Origin of the sequence: Pseudoduganella namucuonensis (assembly GCF_900116645.1) — a bacterium.
GTDB lineage: Bacteria > Pseudomonadota > Gammaproteobacteria > Burkholderiales > Burkholderiaceae_D > Rugamonas > Rugamonas namucuonensis.
The window spans coordinates 191,076-207,745 of the sequence record NZ_FPBO01000001.1 but is presented as its reverse complement, the minus strand read 5'-3'; the positions used below and the strand labels follow the sequence as shown (position 1 = coordinate 207,745).

At 69.7% G+C, this 16,670-nt stretch carries 14 protein-coding genes; 10 read left to right on the top strand and 4 right to left on the bottom strand.

The genetic code is table 11. From position 1 onward, the window contains the following. Positions 1–96 precede the first annotated feature (96 nt). The 3 genes from BM436_RS00885 (at position 97) to BM436_RS00875 (ending at position 2,348) form a co-directional block, all read left to right on the top strand. The gene (locus BM436_RS00885; RefSeq protein ID WP_093552498.1) at positions 97–1,029 is read left to right on the top strand and encodes a hydrogen peroxide-inducible genes activator; all 933 of its coding nucleotides are present in this window, start codon (positions 97–99) and stop codon (positions 1,027–1,029) included. Positions 1,030–1,096: 67 nt separating this feature from the next. Then, positions 1,097–1,951 (top strand): 4-hydroxybenzoate octaprenyltransferase, encoded by an 855-nt coding sequence (gene ubiA / locus BM436_RS00880; RefSeq protein ID WP_093552496.1) that lies wholly within the window; start codon positions 1,097–1,099, stop codon positions 1,949–1,951. Positions 1,952–1,988: 37 nt separating this feature from the next. Further along, positions 1,989–2,348 carry an ElaB/YgaM/YqjD family protein gene (locus tag BM436_RS00875; RefSeq protein ID WP_093552492.1) on the top strand — a complete coding sequence of 120 codons (360 nt, stop codon included), beginning with the start codon at positions 1,989–1,991 and terminating at the stop codon, positions 2,346–2,348. 38 nt (positions 2,349–2,386) lie between these two features. Here BM436_RS00875 and BM436_RS00870 read toward each other — a convergent pair whose 3' ends face one another. After that, the gene (locus tag BM436_RS00870) at positions 2,387–2,632 is read right to left on the bottom strand and encodes a hypothetical protein (protein ID WP_093552487.1); all 246 of its coding nucleotides are present in this window, start codon (positions 2,630–2,632) and stop codon (positions 2,387–2,389) included. 191 nt (positions 2,633–2,823) lie between these two features. Here BM436_RS00870 and BM436_RS00865 point away from each other — a divergent pair, with 191 nt between their 5' ends. Then, the gene (locus BM436_RS00865; protein ID WP_177306870.1) at positions 2,824–3,813 is read left to right on the top strand and encodes a porin; all 990 of its coding nucleotides are present in this window, start codon (positions 2,824–2,826) and stop codon (positions 3,811–3,813) included. 43 nt (positions 3,814–3,856) lie between these two features. Here BM436_RS00865 and proC read toward each other — a convergent pair whose 3' ends face one another. Further along, entirely contained in the window at positions 3,857–4,750 is an 894-nt protein-coding gene (proC, locus tag BM436_RS00860) for a pyrroline-5-carboxylate reductase (protein WP_093552482.1), read from the bottom strand. Continuing rightward, positions 4,747–5,466, bottom strand: coding sequence for a YggS family pyridoxal phosphate-dependent enzyme (locus BM436_RS00855; RefSeq protein WP_093552480.1), 720 nt, complete (start codon positions 5,464–5,466; stop codon positions 4,747–4,749). Before BM436_RS00855 ends, proC begins: the two co-directional genes overlap by 4 nt. Before the next feature lie 103 nt (positions 5,467–5,569). On the opposite strand from BM436_RS00855, the gene BM436_RS00850 reads away from it, so the two are divergent. From BM436_RS00850 to BM436_RS00825, 6 genes are all read left to right on the top strand, one after another. After that, positions 5,570–6,613 carry a type IV pilus twitching motility protein PilT gene (locus tag BM436_RS00850; RefSeq protein WP_093552478.1) on the top strand — a complete coding sequence of 348 codons (1,044 nt, stop codon included), beginning with the start codon at positions 5,570–5,572 and terminating at the stop codon, positions 6,611–6,613. 3 nt (positions 6,614–6,616) lie between these two features. Continuing rightward, on the top strand, positions 6,617–7,753 hold the full coding sequence (locus tag BM436_RS00845; RefSeq protein ID WP_093552474.1) for a PilT/PilU family type 4a pilus ATPase: 1,137 nt from the start codon (positions 6,617–6,619) through the stop codon (positions 7,751–7,753). A gap of 10 nt (positions 7,754–7,763) precedes the next feature. After that, complete coding sequence (locus BM436_RS00840; RefSeq protein WP_093552472.1) at positions 7,764–8,249, top strand: glutathione peroxidase; 486 nt, start codon at positions 7,764–7,766, stop codon at positions 8,247–8,249. 61 nt (positions 8,250–8,310) lie between these two features. Next, positions 8,311–11,787 carry an MHYT domain-containing protein gene (locus tag BM436_RS00835; protein WP_093552468.1) on the top strand — a complete coding sequence of 1,159 codons (3,477 nt, stop codon included), beginning with the start codon at positions 8,311–8,313 and terminating at the stop codon, positions 11,785–11,787. Further along, complete coding sequence (locus BM436_RS00830; protein ID WP_093552466.1) at positions 11,784–12,788, top strand: HD domain-containing phosphohydrolase; 1,005 nt, start codon at positions 11,784–11,786, stop codon at positions 12,786–12,788. The genes BM436_RS00835 and BM436_RS00830 overlap by 4 nt, the downstream gene beginning before the upstream one ends. 162 nt (positions 12,789–12,950) lie before the next feature. Next, the gene (locus BM436_RS00825; RefSeq protein ID WP_093552464.1) at positions 12,951–15,431 is read left to right on the top strand and encodes a putative bifunctional diguanylate cyclase/phosphodiesterase; all 2,481 of its coding nucleotides are present in this window, start codon (positions 12,951–12,953) and stop codon (positions 15,429–15,431) included. On the opposite strand, the gene glcF is transcribed toward BM436_RS00825, so the two are convergent. Then, positions 15,428–16,669: a glycolate oxidase subunit GlcF gene (gene glcF / locus BM436_RS00820; protein ID WP_093552462.1), complete on the bottom strand. Its 1,242-nt coding sequence runs from the start codon at positions 16,667–16,669 to the stop codon at positions 15,428–15,430. The two genes, BM436_RS00825 and glcF, sit on opposite strands and share 4 nt — an antisense overlap. Position 16,670 lies beyond the last annotated feature (1 nt).

The following is a 16,670-nucleotide window of genomic DNA, read 5'->3' as shown; positions in this document are numbered from 1 at the left end:
TATATAAGCGTTGCCCCGCGCCACCACGCTTTCTTGCGTAGATACAAAGGCAACACCGGCATTGCGCCCCGCGATTGCCTGTGTTCAAATAGGTTCATGACACTGACCGAACTGAAATACATCGTCGCTGTTGCGCGGGCGAAACACTTCGGACACGCCGCCGAAGCCTGCTACGTCGCCCAGCCAACGCTGTCGGTTGCGATCAAGAAGCTCGAGGACGAGCTGGGTGTCGTGCTGTTCGAACGGGGCGGCGCCGAGATCTCCGTCACGCCGCTGGGCGCGCAGATCGTGGCCCAGGCCGAGCGCGTGCTGGAACAGACCGCCGCCATCAAGGAACTCGCCAAGCAAAACAAGGACCCGCTGGCCGGCCCGCTGCGGCTGGGCGTGATCTACACCATCGGCCCCTACCTGCTGCCGCCGCTGGTGAAGGCAATGATCGCCAAAGTGCCGCAAATGCCGCTCATCCTGCAGGAAAACTTCACCGTGAAGCTGCTGGAGATGCTGCGCCAGGGCGAGCTGGACGCCGCCATCATGGCGCTGCCGCTGCCCGAGCACGGCATGGCCGTGCACGCGCTGTACGACGAGCCCTTTGTCGTCGCCATGCCACACAACCACGCCTGGACCGCGCGCAAGACCATCCCCGCCGAGGACTTGAAGACGGAAACCATGCTGTTGCTGGGCAATGGCCACTGTTTCCGCGACCAGGTGCTGGAGGTGTGCCCCGAGATGGCGCGCTTCTCCTCGCCCGGCAACGGCATGCAGCGCACATTCGAGGGTTCCTCGCTGGAAACCATACGCCACATGGTGGCCAGCGGCATCGGCCTGACCGTGCTGCCGCGCGCCTCGGTGCCGGATATGAACAGCCACGACGGCATGCTGCAGTTCCGCCACTTCGACCAGCCCGAACCGTCGCGCCGCGTGGTCATGGTGTGGCGCAAGAGCTTCACCCGCAAGGCCGCCATCGACGCCGTCTGCGAGGCCGTGGCCCAGTGCCGCCTGCCCGGCGTCTCGCCGCTGGGCTGCGACTAGCGGCCACGCCCGCGATGGCCCGCGGCCGCCATACTATAATCGCGGTTTTCCCCCTCACGTCATCGCGATGAACAAGCTGCAGCTCTACTTCCGCCTGGTGCGGCTCGACAAACCCATCGGCACCGTGCTGCTGCTGTGGCCCACGCTGGGCGCGCTGTGGCTGGCCAGCGGCGGCGTGCCGGACTGGCGCCTGCTGCTCATCTTCTGCCTCGGCACCCTGCTGATGCGCTCGGCCGGCTGCGCCGTCAACGACTACGCCGACCAGGACTTCGACCGCCACGTCAAGCGCACCGCCGAACGGCCCATCACGAGCGGACGGGTCAGCGGCAAGGAGGCGCTGGCCATCGCCGGCCTGCTGGCCGCGCTGTCGTTCGCGCTGATCCTGCCGCTGAACGCGCTGACCAGGCAACTCAGCGTGGCGGCCGTCGTCATCGCCGCCACCTACCCGTATTTCAAGCGTTTCTTCGCCATTCCCCAGGCCTACCTGGGCATCGCCTTCGGCTTCGGCATCCCGATGGCCTTCGCCGCCGTGCAGGGCGCGGTGCCGGCCGTGGCGTGGTGGCTGCTGGCGGCCAACGTGTTCTGGGCCGTGGCCTACGACACCGAATACGCGATGGTGGACCGCGACGACGACCTCAAGATCGGCATCAAGACCTCGGCCATCACCTTCGGCCGCGCCGACGTGGCCGCCATCATGCTGTGCTACGCGGTCAACCTGGGCATGCTGCTGGCGGCCGGCCGCCATTTCGGGCTGGGCCTGTGGTTCCACGCCGGCCTGGCGGTGGCGGCCGCGTGCGCGCTCTACCACTACACGCTGATACGCGGCCGCGAACGTGCGCCCTGCTTTGCCGCGTTCCGGCACAATAACTGGCTGGGAGCGGCCGTGTTCGCCGGCATCGCGCTGGATTACGCACTGCGCTGACGCGGCCCTCCCCCATCCAACCCGAAGGAGGCAAGCCATGGACCAGACCACCCCGCAAAACCCGAACGCGGGTTCCCCGCAGCAACTGCGCAGCGACTCCAGCGCCGACCGTGAACGCCTGCTCAGCCACCTGCGCGAGGCCGTCAGCGACGCCGAACAATGGCTGAGCTCGGCCGTCAAGGACGGCCCGGCCGAGATCGAGCACGCCAAGGGCCAGTTCCAGGAAACGCTGCGCAACGCCAAGACCGACCTGCTGAAGCTGGAGGACAGCGTGCTGGCGCGCGGCAAGCTGGCCGCCCAGGCCGCCGACGGCTATGTGCACGACAATCCCTGGATCGCCGTGGGCTGCGGCGCGGCCGTCGGCCTCGCGCTGGGCATGCTGATCACCCGCCGCTGAGGACGTGGCCCAAGCGGGCGGGGCAACCGGCGCCGCGCTCAGGGGGCGCCGGTCCCGCCTATCTGGTATTTGACGCGCAGCCGCCGCGGCCAGCTCCGCTCGCGCCGCGGGAACTGGCTGAACTGGCGCACCACCTCCGGATGGAGCAAGGTCGACAGGCGGAAGTCGCAGCGCGCGTGCGGCAGGTCCGGATCGAAGCGTAAGCCGCCGGGCAACCGCATCTCGTTGGCCAGCATGTGCGTGGCCACATCCACGTTCACGTACACCGCATCGATATGGCCCACCAGCGCCAGCCGCGGCAGGCGCCGACCAGCATACCGCGGTTCGCCCCGCCCCACTAGCCGCCCCGCCGAGCGTTACCAAAGTGCAGCATTTCGCCACCGGATATCAAGAAGTCGTTGATAAGTCGTTGATGCATGGCGCCGGCAGGCGTACAACGGATAGACCGGATACCGCTCACTTCCAGGAGGCTGGCATGGACGCACATAAGGCGGGCGCGGCGGCGATACTGGGGCTGGGGCTGACCTGCGCGCAGGCCATGGCCCAGCAAGGGATCGTCATCTACGGCGTGCTGGACCTGGGACTGGTGGCCGACCGTAATGCGGGCGCCTCGGCGCTGCGGCTCGAGAGCGGCGGGCACGCCGGGCCCCGGCTCGGCTTCCGCGGCGAGGAAGACCTGGGAGGCGGCATGAGCGCCAGCTTCGCGCTCGAAGCGCAGATCGATGTGGACACCGGCGCCTCGGCCTTCGCCGACCGCGCCTTCGGCAGCCAGAGCTGGGTCGGCCTGTCCGGCCCCTGGGGCGGCATCAAGGCCGGCCGCATGTTCACGCCCTATTTCGGGGCCATCGCCACCAACGACCCGTTCGGCGCCAAGGGGCCGGGCGACGCCACCCGGCTGTTCGCCGATTCCGGCGTGCGCATGGATAACACGGTGAAATATTCGCTGCCCCCGCTGAACGGCTGGTACGGCGACCTGGCCTACGCCGCCGGCGAAAGCGCCGCCGGCCGCGGCGCGCTGCGGCAGGTCAGCATGGATGTCGGCTACGCGGCCGGGCCGCTCAATGTCCAGCTGGCCCTGCACGACAGCAACGACGCGGCGGGCGCCCGGCTGGCGCGCAGCACGCTGATAGGCGGCAATTACGATTTCGGCCCCGTGCGCGCCTGGCTGGTGGCGGCGCGCAGCCGCAACGATGGCGCGCTGGACACGCGCGACCTGCTGCTCGGCGCCAGCATGCCGCTCGGCCCCCATACGCTGGCGGCCGGCTATGTGCGCAAGGCCGACCACGCCCGCGCCAACGCCGGCGCCAGCCAAGTCGCGGCCGGCTACTATTATTATTTGTCGCGGCGCAGCAATCTATACCTGGTCTATTCCCGGCTGCGCAACGACAGCCTGGCAAGCTACCAGGCCATGCTGCCGGGCGGCACGCGGCGCTTGGCCACGGTGGGCATGCGGCATGTGTTCTGACGGCCGCCTCCACCCTGCCTTGCCCGTCTTGCCCTATCCCGCCCTAGCCGGCCTGCCCCAGTTCGTCGCCCAGCTGCCTGCCGCGCGCGGCGGCCGCCTTCATCGCCTTGACGATGGCGTCGGCCACGCCGTCGGCGGCCATGCTGGTCAGCGCCGCGTGGGTGGTGCCGCCCTTGGAGGTGACGCGCTCGCGCAGCAGCGAGACCGGCTCGTCCGATTGCGCCGCCAGTTGCGCGGCGCCGGTGAAGGTGGCCAGCGCCAGCTGCTTGCCCTGCTCGGCGTCCAGGCCCATTTCCACGGCCGCGCGCTGCATCGCCTCGATGAAATAGAACACATAGGCCGGGCCACTGCCGGACACGGCGGTGACCGGATCGATCAAGTCCTCGCTGTCCAGCCAGACGGTGGTGCCGACCGCCTTCATGATGGCGTCCGCCGCCGCCTTCTGCGCCGCGCTCACGCCGGCCGAGGCCGCCATGCCGGTGACGCCCATGCCGATCAGCGCCGGCGTGTTCGGCATGCAGCGCACGATGGCCTGGTAGCCGCCCAGCCAGCGCGACAGGTCGGCCGCGCGGATGCCCGCCGCGATCGACACCAGCAGCGGCCCGGCCGGCGCCGCGGCGTCGGCCTTGGCCGGCAGCAGCGGCAGCAGCTGTTCGGCCACCTCGCGCATGCTCTGCGGCTTGACCGCCAGCACGATCACGTCGGCGCTGGCCACGGCCTGGTAGCCGGCCGCCGAACCTTCGCCGGGCTCGCCCGGCGCGTGCCGGGCGCCCGGCAGCGCGCCGGAGGTGGACACGCCGTATTGCGCGCGCAGCTTCTCCAGCGCGGCCCCGTTGGGGTCCACCACGTGGATGTCGGCGCCGGCGGTCAGTTTGCCGGCCAGGCCGGCGATCAGGGCGGCGGCCATGTTGCCGCCGCCGATGAATGCGATTTTCATTGTGGTTCCTTGTGGTAGGTGCGCGCGCCGAAGATGGCGCTGCCGACGCGCACGATGGTCGCCCCTTCCAGGACGGCGGCGCGCATGTCGCCGGACATGCCCATCGACAGCGTGTCGAGCGCCAGCCCCTCGGCGCGCAGGGTATCGTACAGTTCGCGCACGCGGCGGAAGGCCGCGCGCTGTTGGTCCAGATCGTGCTCCGGCTCGGGGATGGCCATCAGGCCGCGCAGCCGCAGCCGGGGCAGCGCGGCCACCGCGCGCGCCAGCGCCAGCGCCTCGCCGGGCGCCGCGCCGCTCTTGCTGGCCTCGCCGCTGATGTTGACCTGGATGCAGACGTTCAGCGGCGCCAGCCCGGCCGGCCGCTGGTCGGACAGGCGCCGCGCGGTCTTGTCGCGCTCCACCGTGTGCACCCAGTCGAAGTGCTCGGCGATCGGCCGGGTCTTGTTGCTCTGGATGGGTCCGATGAAATGCCACTCCAGCGCCTGGTCGGGCGTGGGCGTGGCGGCGGCCAGCGCGCGGATCTTGTCCACGCCCTCCTGCACATAGTTCTCGCCGAACGCCAGCTGGCCGGCCTGCACCGCCTCCAGCACCGCCTCCGGGCCGAAGGTCTTGGACACGGCCAGCAATTGCACCGATCCGGGCGCGCGCCCCGCTTCGTGCTCGGCGGCAACAATTGTCTGTAGGACTGCTTGCAAGTTCTGGGCTATTCTGGACATAATCGTCGAGCGGGAAGTTGGCTGAGGGTAGGCTCGCCCGCGCGCGCGCCGGCCCGCGGGACGGCGCCCGTCACGCAAAAACCGCGCAGGCACAGGATTATAAATGGACATCTCCGAATTACTCGCATTCTCCGTCAAGAACAAGGCCTCCGACCTGCACCTGTCCGCCGGGCTGCCGCCGATGATACGGGTGCACGGCGACGTGCGCCGCATCAACCTGCCGCCGCTGGAGCACAAGGACGTGCACGGCATGATCTATGACATCATGAACGACGGCCAGCGCAAGTCCTACGAGGAGATGCTGGAGTGCGACTTCTCCTTCGCCATTCCGGGCCTGGCGCGCTTCCGCGTCAACGCCTACAACCAGGAACGGGGCGCGGCGGCCGTGCTGCGCACCATCCCGTCCAAGATCCTCAGCCTGGAAGAGCTGAACGCGCCCAAGATCTTCGCCGAGTTCGCGCTGCGCCCGCGCGGCCTGGTGCTGGTGACCGGGCCGACCGGCTCCGGCAAGTCCACCACCCTGGCGGCCATGGTCAACCACCTCAACGAGAACGAGTACGGCCACATCCTCACCATCGAGGACCCGATCGAGTTCGTGCACGACTCCAAGAAGTGCCTGATCAACCAGCGCGAGGTGGGGCCGCACACGCTGTCGTTCAACAACGCGCTGCGCTCGGCGCTGCGGGAGGACCCGGACGCCATCCTGGTCGGCGAGCTGCGCGACCTGGAAACCATCCGCCTGGCGCTGTCGGCCGCCGAGACCGGCCACCTGGTGTTCGGCACCCTGCACACCTCGTCGGCCGCCAAGACCATCGACCGCATCGTCGACGTGTTCCCGTCCGAGGAGAAGGAAATGGTGCGGGCCATGCTGTCCGAGTCGCTGCAGGCGGTCATTTCGCAGACCCTGCTCAAGACCAAGGACGGCGCCGGCCGCGTCGCCGCGCACGAGATCATGGTCGGCACGCCGGCCATCCGCAACCTGATCCGCGAGGCCAAGATCGCCCAGATGTACTCGGCCATCCAGACCGGCAGCAACGTCGGCATGCAGACCCTGGACCAGAACCTGACCGACCTGGTGCGCCGGAATGTGATATCGTCCGCCGCCGCCCGCAACGCGGCCAAGATACCTGACAACTTCCCGGGATAAAGCATGGAACGCGACCAGGCCTCCAAATTCATGTTCGACCTGCTGCGCCTGATGGTGAGCAAAAAGGGCTCGGACCTGTTCATCACGGCCGGCTTCCCGCCCGCCATCAAGATCGACGGCAAGATGACGCCGGTGTCGGCCCAGCCGCTGACGGCCGCCCACACCTCGGACCTGGCCCGTTCCATCATGAACGACAAGCAGACCGCCGGCTTCGAGCTGACCAAGGAGGCCAACTTCGCCATCAGCCCGGGCGACCTGGGGCGTTTCCGCGTGTCCGCCTTCGTGCAGATGAGCTCGGTCGGCATGGTGCTGCGCACCATCAACTCCTCCATCCCCAAGCTGGAGGAGCTGGGCCTGCCGGAGGTGCTGAAGGACGTCATCATGTCCAAACGCGGCCTGGTGGTCATGGTGGGCGCGACCGGCTCGGGCAAGTCGACCACCTTGGCGGCCATGGTGGGCTACCGCAACGCCAACAGCTACGGCCACATCATCACCATCGAGGACCCGGTGGAGTTCGTGCACCCGCACGGCAACTGCATCATCACCCAGCGCGAGGTCGGCGTCGACACCGAGGACTGGGAAGTGGCGCTGAAGAACACGCTGCGCCAGGCGCCGGACGTGATCCAGATCGGCGAGATCCGCGACCGCCAGACCATGGACCACGCGATCGCCTTCGCCGAGACCGGCCACCTGTGCCTGGCCACGCTGCACGCCAACAGCGCCAACCAGGCGCTGGACCGCATCATCAACTTCTTCCCCGAGGAGCGCCGCCAGCAATTGCTGATGGACTTGTCGCTGAACCTGAAGGGCATGATCTCGCAGCGCCTGATTCCGCTGAAGGAGGCCAAGGGCCGCGCGGTGGCCATCGAGATCATGCTGAACTCGCCGCTGATCGCCGACATGATCTTCAAGGGCCAGGTGCACGAGATCAAGGAACTGATGAAGAAGTCGCGCGAGCTGGGCATGCAGACCTTCGACCAGGCCCTGTTCGACCTGTACGAGGCCGACAAGATCAGCTACGAGGACGCGCTGCGCAACGCCGATTCCGTCAACGACCTGCGCCTGGCCATCAAGCTCGAGGGCAAGGCCGCCAAGACGCGCGACCTGGCGGCCGGCACCGAGCACCTGAACATCGTCTGAAAGGAACACCATGACCACCGTCTTCGATTTCAAGGCCGACACCCTGTCCGGCCAGCCGGCCGACCTGTCGCGATACAAGGGCAAGGTGCTGTTGATCGTCAACACGGCCAGCAAGTGCGGCTTCACGCCGCAGTACCAGGGCCTGGAATCGGTCTACCGGCAGTTCAAGGACCGGGGCGTGGAGGTGCTGGGCTTCCCCTGCAACCAGTTCGGCGCGCAGGAGCCGGGCACGGCCGACGACATCGGCGCCTTCTGCGAAAAGAACTACGGCGTGAGCTTCCCCATGTTCGCCAAGGTCGACGTCAACGGCGACGGCGCCCATCCCCTGTACCAGCACCTGAAAAAGGAATCGCCCGGCCTGCTGGGCACGGAAGGCATCAAATGGAATTTCACCAAGTTCTTGGTGCGCAAGGACGGCACGGTCTACAAGCGCTACGCGCCCACCACCAAGCCGGAGGAAATGAGCGCCGACATCGAGAAACTGTTGGCGGAATAGTGACGCCGCACCCGTCCCCGGCCCTTCCCGGCCGCGGACGGTCACCGAACAGCGCGAGCCCATGAACAAGGTTACCGACTATCTGGCGCAGCTGTTTTCGCCGCCCGCCGATCCGTCCCTGCTCACCTACGGGATCTACGATCCGTGGCTGGTGGTGCTGTCGGTGGTGGTGGCCAGCTTCTCGTCGTGGATGGGACTGCAGATGGCGGGCCAGGCGGCCAACGCCACCATGCCCAGCCTGCGCCGCGCCTCGCTGCTGACCGGCAGCCTGGCGCTGGGCAGCGGCGTCTGGTCCATGCACTTCATCGGCATGCTGGCCTTCAACCTGTGCACGGCGGTCGAATACGACCGCGGCCTGACCATCTGGTCCATGCTGCCCAGCGTGGCCGCGTCGGCGGTGGCGCTGTCCATCATCGGGCGCAAGGAAATCGGCGGCTGGCAACTGCTGACCGGCGGCGTGCTGGTGGGCGCCGGCATCGGCGCCATGCACTACACCGGCATGGCCGCCATGCGCAGCACGCTCGAGCTGCGCTACGACCCCTATATGTTCGGCCTGTCCATCCTGGTGGCGGTGGCGCTGGCCACGCTGGCGCTGTGGGTGCGCTTCGGCCTGTCGGCCATGCGCGCCCGCCTGAGCGGCGGCATGCGGCTGCTGATCGCCGGCGTCACCATGGGCTGCGCCATCGCCGGCATGCACTACACCGGCATGGCGGCGGCGCGCTTCGTCGGCCGGGTCGAGCCGGACGCGGCCAGCGGCATCGCCAACGAACCCTTCCTGGCGCTGGCGATCTCGCTGATCACCGCCGCCTTCACCTTGCTGGTGGTGTCGGCCAACGGCCTGCTGCGCTACCGCGCGCTGTTCTTCCAGCTGCGCGAAAGCGAATCGTGGATGCGCGCGCTGCTGGCCACCGCCGTCGACGGCGTCATCACGGTGGAGTCGGACGGCACCATCCGCGAATTCAACGCCTCGGCCGAGCGCATCTTCGGCTGGAAGCGCGAGGAGATCCTCGGCAAGCACGTGCGCGTGCTGATCGCCGACCCGGTGCGCTCCCTGCGCGACGGCCTGCTCAGCTACCTGAAGGACGGGCGCGAGGGCATGATAGGCGAGAGCCAGGACATCCTGGGCGTGCACAAGAGCGGCGCGCGGGTGCCGGTGCGCAACGCCTACGGCCACGCGCGGCTGGCCAACCTCGACCTGTACGTGATCTTCGTCACCGACATCAGCGAGCGCAAGGCGATGGAGCAGGCGCTGCGCGACAGCGAGCAGCAGTTCCGCTCCCTGATCGGCAACATCCCCGGCATCTCCTACCGCAGCCTGATGGCGCCCGGCTGGCCGATGGTGTTCATCAGCGCCGCCGTCGAGACGCTGACCGGCTACCCGCCCGAGGAGTTCCTGGGCACGCCGCCGCGGCGCACGTATAGCGACCTGATCCACCCGGACGACCACGCCCAGGTGGCGCAGGGGCTGGAGGCGGCGATCGCCGCCGGCGAGCCCTTCGTGCTGGAATACCGGCTGCGCCACCGCGACGGCAGCATCCGCTGGATGTGGGAGAACGGCAGCGCCATCTTCGACGAGCGCGGCAAGGTGAAATGGCTGGACGGCGTGATCCTCGACATCAGCGGCCGGCGCCAGATGGAGGAGGACCTGCGGGCGGCCAAGGAGCGCGCCGAGCAGGCCGCCGCCGCGCGCTCGGCCTTCCTGGCCAACATGAGCCACGAGATCCGCACGCCGATGAACTCCATCCTCGGCTTCACCGACGTGCTGCTGCAGGGCGAGCTGGCGGCCGACCAGCGGCGCCACCTGAACACGGTGCGCAACTCGGCGCGCTCGCTGCTGCGCCTGCTCAACGAGATCCTCGACACGGCCAAGCTGGACAAGGGCGCCGTGGAGCTGGAGCTGAACGACTACAACCTGCTGGCCCTGATCGACGAGTTGTCCTCGACCATGGGCAGCAACGCCAGCGCCAAGGGCTTGACGCTGACCATCGCCTACAGCAGCGCGCTGCCGCACGGCCTGCACGGCGACGAACTGCGGGTGCGCCAGGTGCTGACCAACCTGCTGGGCAACGCCATCAAGTTCACCGGCAAGGGCAGCGTGGAGCTGGACGTGGAGAAGGAGACCGAGGACGGGCGCGACGTGGTGCACTTCACCGTCAGCGACACCGGCATCGGCATCCCGGCCGACCGCATGGCGTCCATCTTCGAGCCCTTCATGCAGGCCGACGCGTCGATGAACCGGCGCTACGGCGGCACCGGCCTGGGCACCACCATCTGCAAGCAGCTGACCGAGCTGATGGGCGGACGCATCTGGGCCGCCAGCGTCGAGGGCGAGGGCAGCGCCTTCCACGTGGTGCTGCCGCTGGCGCCGGCCACCACCCAGCCCTGGCTGCGGCGCGACACCGCCACGCCGCTGGCGCTGCCGCCGCTGCGCATCCTGGCGGCCGACGACGTGCCGCAGAACCTGGAGCTGCTGACGCTGCTGCTGGGCAAGCGCGGCCACACCATCATCACCGCCAGCGACGGCGCGGTGGCGGCGCAACTGGCCGCCGAGGGCAGCTTCGACGTGATCCTGATGGACGTGCAGATGCCGTCGGTGGACGGGCTGGAATCGACCCGCCGCATCCGCGCCGACGAGGCCGCGCGCGGCCGGCCCCGGGTGCCCATCATCGCCATGACGGCCAGCGTGCTCGACAAGGACCGCGAGGCCACCAGCGAGGCCGGCATGGAGGGCTTCGCGCCCAAGCCGGTGGACATGAACGTGCTGTCGCGCGAACTGGCGCGCGTGCTGGGGCTGGAGATCGCCGAGGCGCCCGGCCCGGGCGGCGCGGCGGACGGCCCGCAGGTGCTGAACGGCGCGCTGGCGCTGCGGCGCTGGGCCGGCCACGAGGACGTCTACCACCGCTCGCTGCGCATGTTCGCCGCCGAGCGCGGCGGCGTGGCCGAGGAGCTGGCCGCGCTGGCCGCCGGCGAGCGCCACGCCGACGGCGCGGCGCTGGCGCACCAGGTCAAGGGCGCGGCCGGCAACCTGGGCCTGGAACAGCTGGCCGCCGCGCTGGGCCAGCTGGAGCACGCCTGGCAGACCCTGCAGGCGGCCGACAGCGCCAGCGGCGACGCCGGGGGCGCGGCCGGGAACGCCGCGTCCGCCCCGCCCGACCTCGGGCCGCTGCTGCACGCCGTGGCCGAACAGATGGCGGCCGCCTGCGGCGCCATCGCCATCGCGCTGGCCGCCGCCGGCGGCGACGGCGCCAGGACGGCCCCGGCCGGCCAGGCGGACGCCGCCGCGGCCGCGCATGCGGTATCGTTGGACCTGGCCCGCGTGCGCGGCCTGGCCACCACCCTGCACCAATCGATCGACAGCGGCAGCTTCGACGACCAGACCATGCACGCGCTGGCGCGGGCGCTGTCGGGCCATGTCGATCCGCAGCGCGTGAGCGAGCTGCAGCAGGCGGTCGACGATTTCGATTTCAGCACGGCGCACGCGCGGCTGGAGGCCCTGCTGGCGTCCTGCCAGCCGCCATCCGCCGGGAGCCCCACATGAGCGACACAGCCAAACCAGCGAAACGCCAGCCCGCCATCCTGGCGGTGGACGACGAAACCACCAACCTGCAGTTGCTGCGCCAGATCCTGCAGGAGCGCTACCGACTGCTGTTCGCCAAGGACGGCCCGCGGGCGCTGGAACTGGCTGCCAAGGAGCAGCCGGACCTGATCCTGCTGGACGTGATGATGCCCGACATGACCGGCTACGAGGTGTGCCGGCGCCTGAAGGCGGACCCCGCCACCTCCGCCATCCCGGTCATCTTCGTCACCGCGCTGACCGACGCCACCGACGAGGTGGACGGCTTCGAGGCCGGCGCGGTCGACTACATCACCAAGCCGGTCAGCCCGGCGGTGGTGAAGGCGCGCGTGCAGCTGCACCTGTCGCTGGTGCGCATGGACGAGCTCAAGGCCAGCCGGCTGGAGATCGTGCGCCGGCTGGGGCTGGCCGCCGAGTACAAGGACAACGAGACCGGCCTGCACGTGATCCGCATGAGCCACTACGCGCGCATGCTGGGCCAGGCCGCAGGCCTGGACGAGGACGACGTGGACGACCTGTTCAACGCCGCCCCCATGCACGACATCGGCAAGATCGGCATCCCCGACCGCATCCTGCAAAAGCCCGCCAGGCTGGACCCCGAGGAGTGGGCGGTGATGCAGACCCACCCCAGCATCGGCGCCGACATCATCGGCGCGGAGTCGATCGGCATGCTGGCCATGGCCTACGACGTGGCCCGCACCCACCACGAGAAATGGGACGGCAGCGGCTACCCGGCCGGGCTGCGGGGCGAGGCCATCCCGCTGGCCGGGCGCATCGTCGCCATCGCCGACGTGTTCGACGCGCTGACCTCGGTGCGCCCGTACAAGCAGGCCTGGAGCGTCGAGCAGGCCTGCGACTACCTGCGCGCCCAGCGCGGCCTGCATTTCGACCCGGAGCTGGTGGACCTGTTCCTGGAGCTGATGCCGCAGGCGGCGGAGGTGATGGAGAAATGGGCCGAGCGCTAGCCCGGGATTTCCCCCCGCGGCCGGGCGCGCGGCGGCCCTCATTGTATAAACTGTGTAACAGCAGTGTCCAAGAATTAACTTTTAAGTAATAATGACAACAGTTGCCAGCCCAGCGGAACCTCTATGCCATTCTTGGGGACACTCTCGTCATCCTGGATGCGGATGGGAAGCTATTCCCGCCTGTTCATCCCCATCTTCGCCGTCATCGCCGTCGTCATCGGCGCGCGCTATTCGCTGCTGATCGAGACCGAATCCGCCGACGCGCGCCTGCGCTACGAGGAACGCGCCGCTCAGCTGGCCGCCAACCTCGCCGCCACGCTGCCGGAGCTGACGGGCCGCTCCGGACAGGCCGCCGCCGCCGCCCTGCTGAACCGCGCCTTCGAACGCAACGCCGACCTGGCCCACGCGCGCTGGCGCCGCGAAGACGGCCCGGACCTGGCCGCCGCCCCCCCGCCGCGGCAAGCCCTGCCGGACTACCCCGACTGGCTGGCGCCGCTGGCCGGGCTGCAGCCGCTGCACCAGCGCCTGCGCGTGCCGCTGGCCGGCGGCGCGGCCGGCACGCTGACGCTGTGGTACCACCCGGTGCACCCGCTGAACCGGGTCTGGCGCGCGCTGCTGCAGCAGGCCAAGCTGTCGCTGCTGAACGTGGTCATCATCTATACGCTCTTGGGCCTGCTGATCTTCGCCAACCGCCGCATGCTGCGCCGCCTGGACGAGGCCACCACGCGCTTCCAGAACGGCGAGCACGCCGTGCGGATGGCGGTGCGCGGCTCGGCCGAGTGGCGCGCCGTGGCCACCACCTTCAACAGCATGGCCGCCCAGGTGCAGGCGCTGGTGCGTTCGCTGCACGAGCAGAAGGAGCGCATCGAGGTGACCCTGGCGTCGATCGGCGACGCCGTCATCACCACCGGCCTCGACGGCCGCATCGACAGCATGAACGACGCCGCCCAGGCGCTCACCGGCTGGCACGGGGCGCGCGCCTGCGGCCTGCCGCTGGAGCAGGTGTTCACGCTGTCCAACAACTTCGGCTCGCGCACGCTGGCCAACGCCATGCGCGACATCCGCGCCGGCGGCCCGGTGGTGCGCGCCAAGAACCAGACGCTGCGCCAGCGCGAGGGCGTCAGCTATGTGATCGAATACACGGCGGCGGCGATACGGCGCCGCGGCGGCGGCGGCGGGTTGGATCCGGACCGCGCCGAGGACGCGGTCGAGGGAGTGGTGCTGGTGTTCCGCGACGTCAGCGAGAAGCGCCAGCTGATCCAGCAGATGTCCTGGCAAAGCCAGCACGACGTGCTGACCGGCCTGCCGAACCGCGCCGCGCTGGCCGCGCAGCTGGAGCAGGAACTGGCGCTGGCGCGCGACGGCGGCGGGCTGCTGGCCGTGTGCCTGTTCGACCTGGACCACTTCCAGCGCGTCAACGAGCAGGGCGGCCACGCGCTGGGCGACGAGGTGCTCAAGCAAGCCGCCAGCCGCCTGCACGACTTCGCCGGCCCCCGGCACTACGCGGCGCGGCTGGGCGGCGACGAATTCGTGCTGCTGCTGCCCGACCTGCCCGACCGCGCCGCCGTGGAGCGCGCGCTGGAGCGGTTGATGCTGCTGATGGCGGACGGCTACCGCGCCGGGCCGCGCGCGCTGTCCGTGTCCGCCAGCGCCGGCGTGGCGCTGCACGCCGGCGGCGACATCAGCGCCGACAGCCTGCTGCGCCACGCCGACCAGGCGCTGTACCAGGCCAAACTCACCGGCCGCAACAAGGTGCATTACTTCGACGCGGAGCTCGACGAGCAGGTGCGCACCCACCACAACCGCCGCACCGAGGTGCGCGGCGCGCTGCGCAACGGGGAACTGTGCCTGTACTACCAGCCCAAGCTCGACATGCGCGCCGGCCGCATCGTCGGCATGGAGGCGCTGCTGCGCTGGAACCACCCGCGGCGCGGCGTGGTGGGACCGGCGGACTTCCTGCCCGTGGTGGAACACTCCGACCTGATCGCCGACATCGGCGATCAGGTGTTGCGGCAGGCGCTGCGCCAGCTCGACGCCTGGCGCGGCCTTCACGCGGACTGGGTGGTTAGCGTTAACATCGCCGCCCGCCACTTCCAGAAACCGGACTTCGTCGCGCGCCTGAGGACCATCCTGGACGAATTCCCCGAGGTGCCGCCGAGCATGCTGGAGCTGGAGATCCTGGAATCGTCGGCGCTGCAGGACATCGACCAGGTGCGCGCCATCATGCTCGAATGCCAGGCCATCGGCATCCGCTTCGCGCTGGACGATTTCGGCACCGGCTACTCGTCGCTGTCCTACCTGAAGCGGCTGCCGGCGGACACGCTGAAGATAGACCAGAGCTTCGTGCGCAACATGCTGATCGACCGCGACGACCTGCACCTGGTGTCGGCCGTCGTCAGTCTGGCGCGCGCCTTCAACCGCGGCGTGATCGCCGAGGGCGTGGAGACGGTGGAGCACGGCGCCCAGCTGCTGCGGCTGGGCTGCACGCTGGCGCAGGGCTACGGCATCGCGCGCCCCATGCCGGCGGACCAGGTGCTCGACTGGGCGGCCGGCTTCGCCCCCACGCCCGCGTGGCGGCGCGCCGCGCAACTGGCCGAGGACGGCGGCCACGCCCCCAGCCCCCTCCCCGCCCGGTTGCCCTAGGGGCCCGCCAGCGCCTGGTCCACCAGTTCGATCCAGTGCCGCACCGGCAGTTCGGTGCCGGACTGGATGTGCGTCAGGCAGCCGATGTTGGCCGACACGATGGCCCGCGCGCCCGTGGCCTCCAGGTTCGCCACCTTGCGCTCGCGCAGCTGGCGCGACAACTCCGGCTGCAGCATCGAATACGTGCCCGCCGAGCCGCAGCACAGGTGGCTGTCCGCGCACAGCACCACATCCACGCCCGCCGCGCGCAGCAGGCCCTCGACCTTGCCGCGGATCTGCTGCCCGTGCTGCAGCGTGCACGGCGGATGGTAGGCGATGCGCTCGCGCACCTTGCCCCCCATGCGCCGCGCCAGTTCCTGCTCGAACGCCGGCATGACCTCGCACAGGTCGCGCGTCAGTTCAGATATCCGTCGCGCCTTGTCCGCGTAGGCCGGATCGTGCGCCAGCAGATGACCGTATTCCTTGACCGTCACGCCGCAACCGGACGCCGTCATCACGATCGCCTCGACCGGCGCGCCGCCCTCGCCGGACACGTACGGCCACCACGCGTCCACGTTGCGGCGCATGTCGTCCAGGCCGCCGTCCTGGTCGTTCATGTGGTAGCGCAGCGCGCCGCAGCAGCCGGCCTTGGGCGCGGCCAGCAGCCGCACGCCCAGGGCGTCCAGCACGCGCGCGGCGGCCGCGTTGATGTTGGGCGCCATGCCCGGCTGCACGCAGCCGTCCAGCACCAGCATCCGGCGCGCGTGCTCGCGCCGCGGCCAGAGGCCGGCGTCCGCGGCGGGCGGCAGCTTGTCCTGCAAATCCCTGGACAGCAGGGGCCGGAACAGCCGCCCGGCGCGCAGCGCGGGCGTCATCAGCCAGCGCCGCGGCAAGGCCTCCTTCAGCACGTAGCGCTGCACGCGCTCCAACAGGGGGCGTTGCACGCGCTGCTCCACCACCTTGCGGCCGATGTCGGCCAGGCGCCCGTACTGCACGCCGGACGGGCAGGTGCTCTCGCAGTTGCGGCAGGTCAGGCAGCGGTCCAGGTGGGTCTGCGTCTTGGCCGTGACGGGCGCGCCCTCCAGCACCTGCTTGATCAGGTAGATGCGGCCGCGCGGGCCGTCGAGCTCGTCGCCCAGCAGCTGGTAGGTGGGACAGGTGGCCGTGCAAAAGCCGCAGTGCACGCAGGCGCGCAGGATCGCCTCGGCCTCGTCGCCTTCGCGCGTGTTCTTGATGAAGTCCGCCAGGTTGGTCTGCATG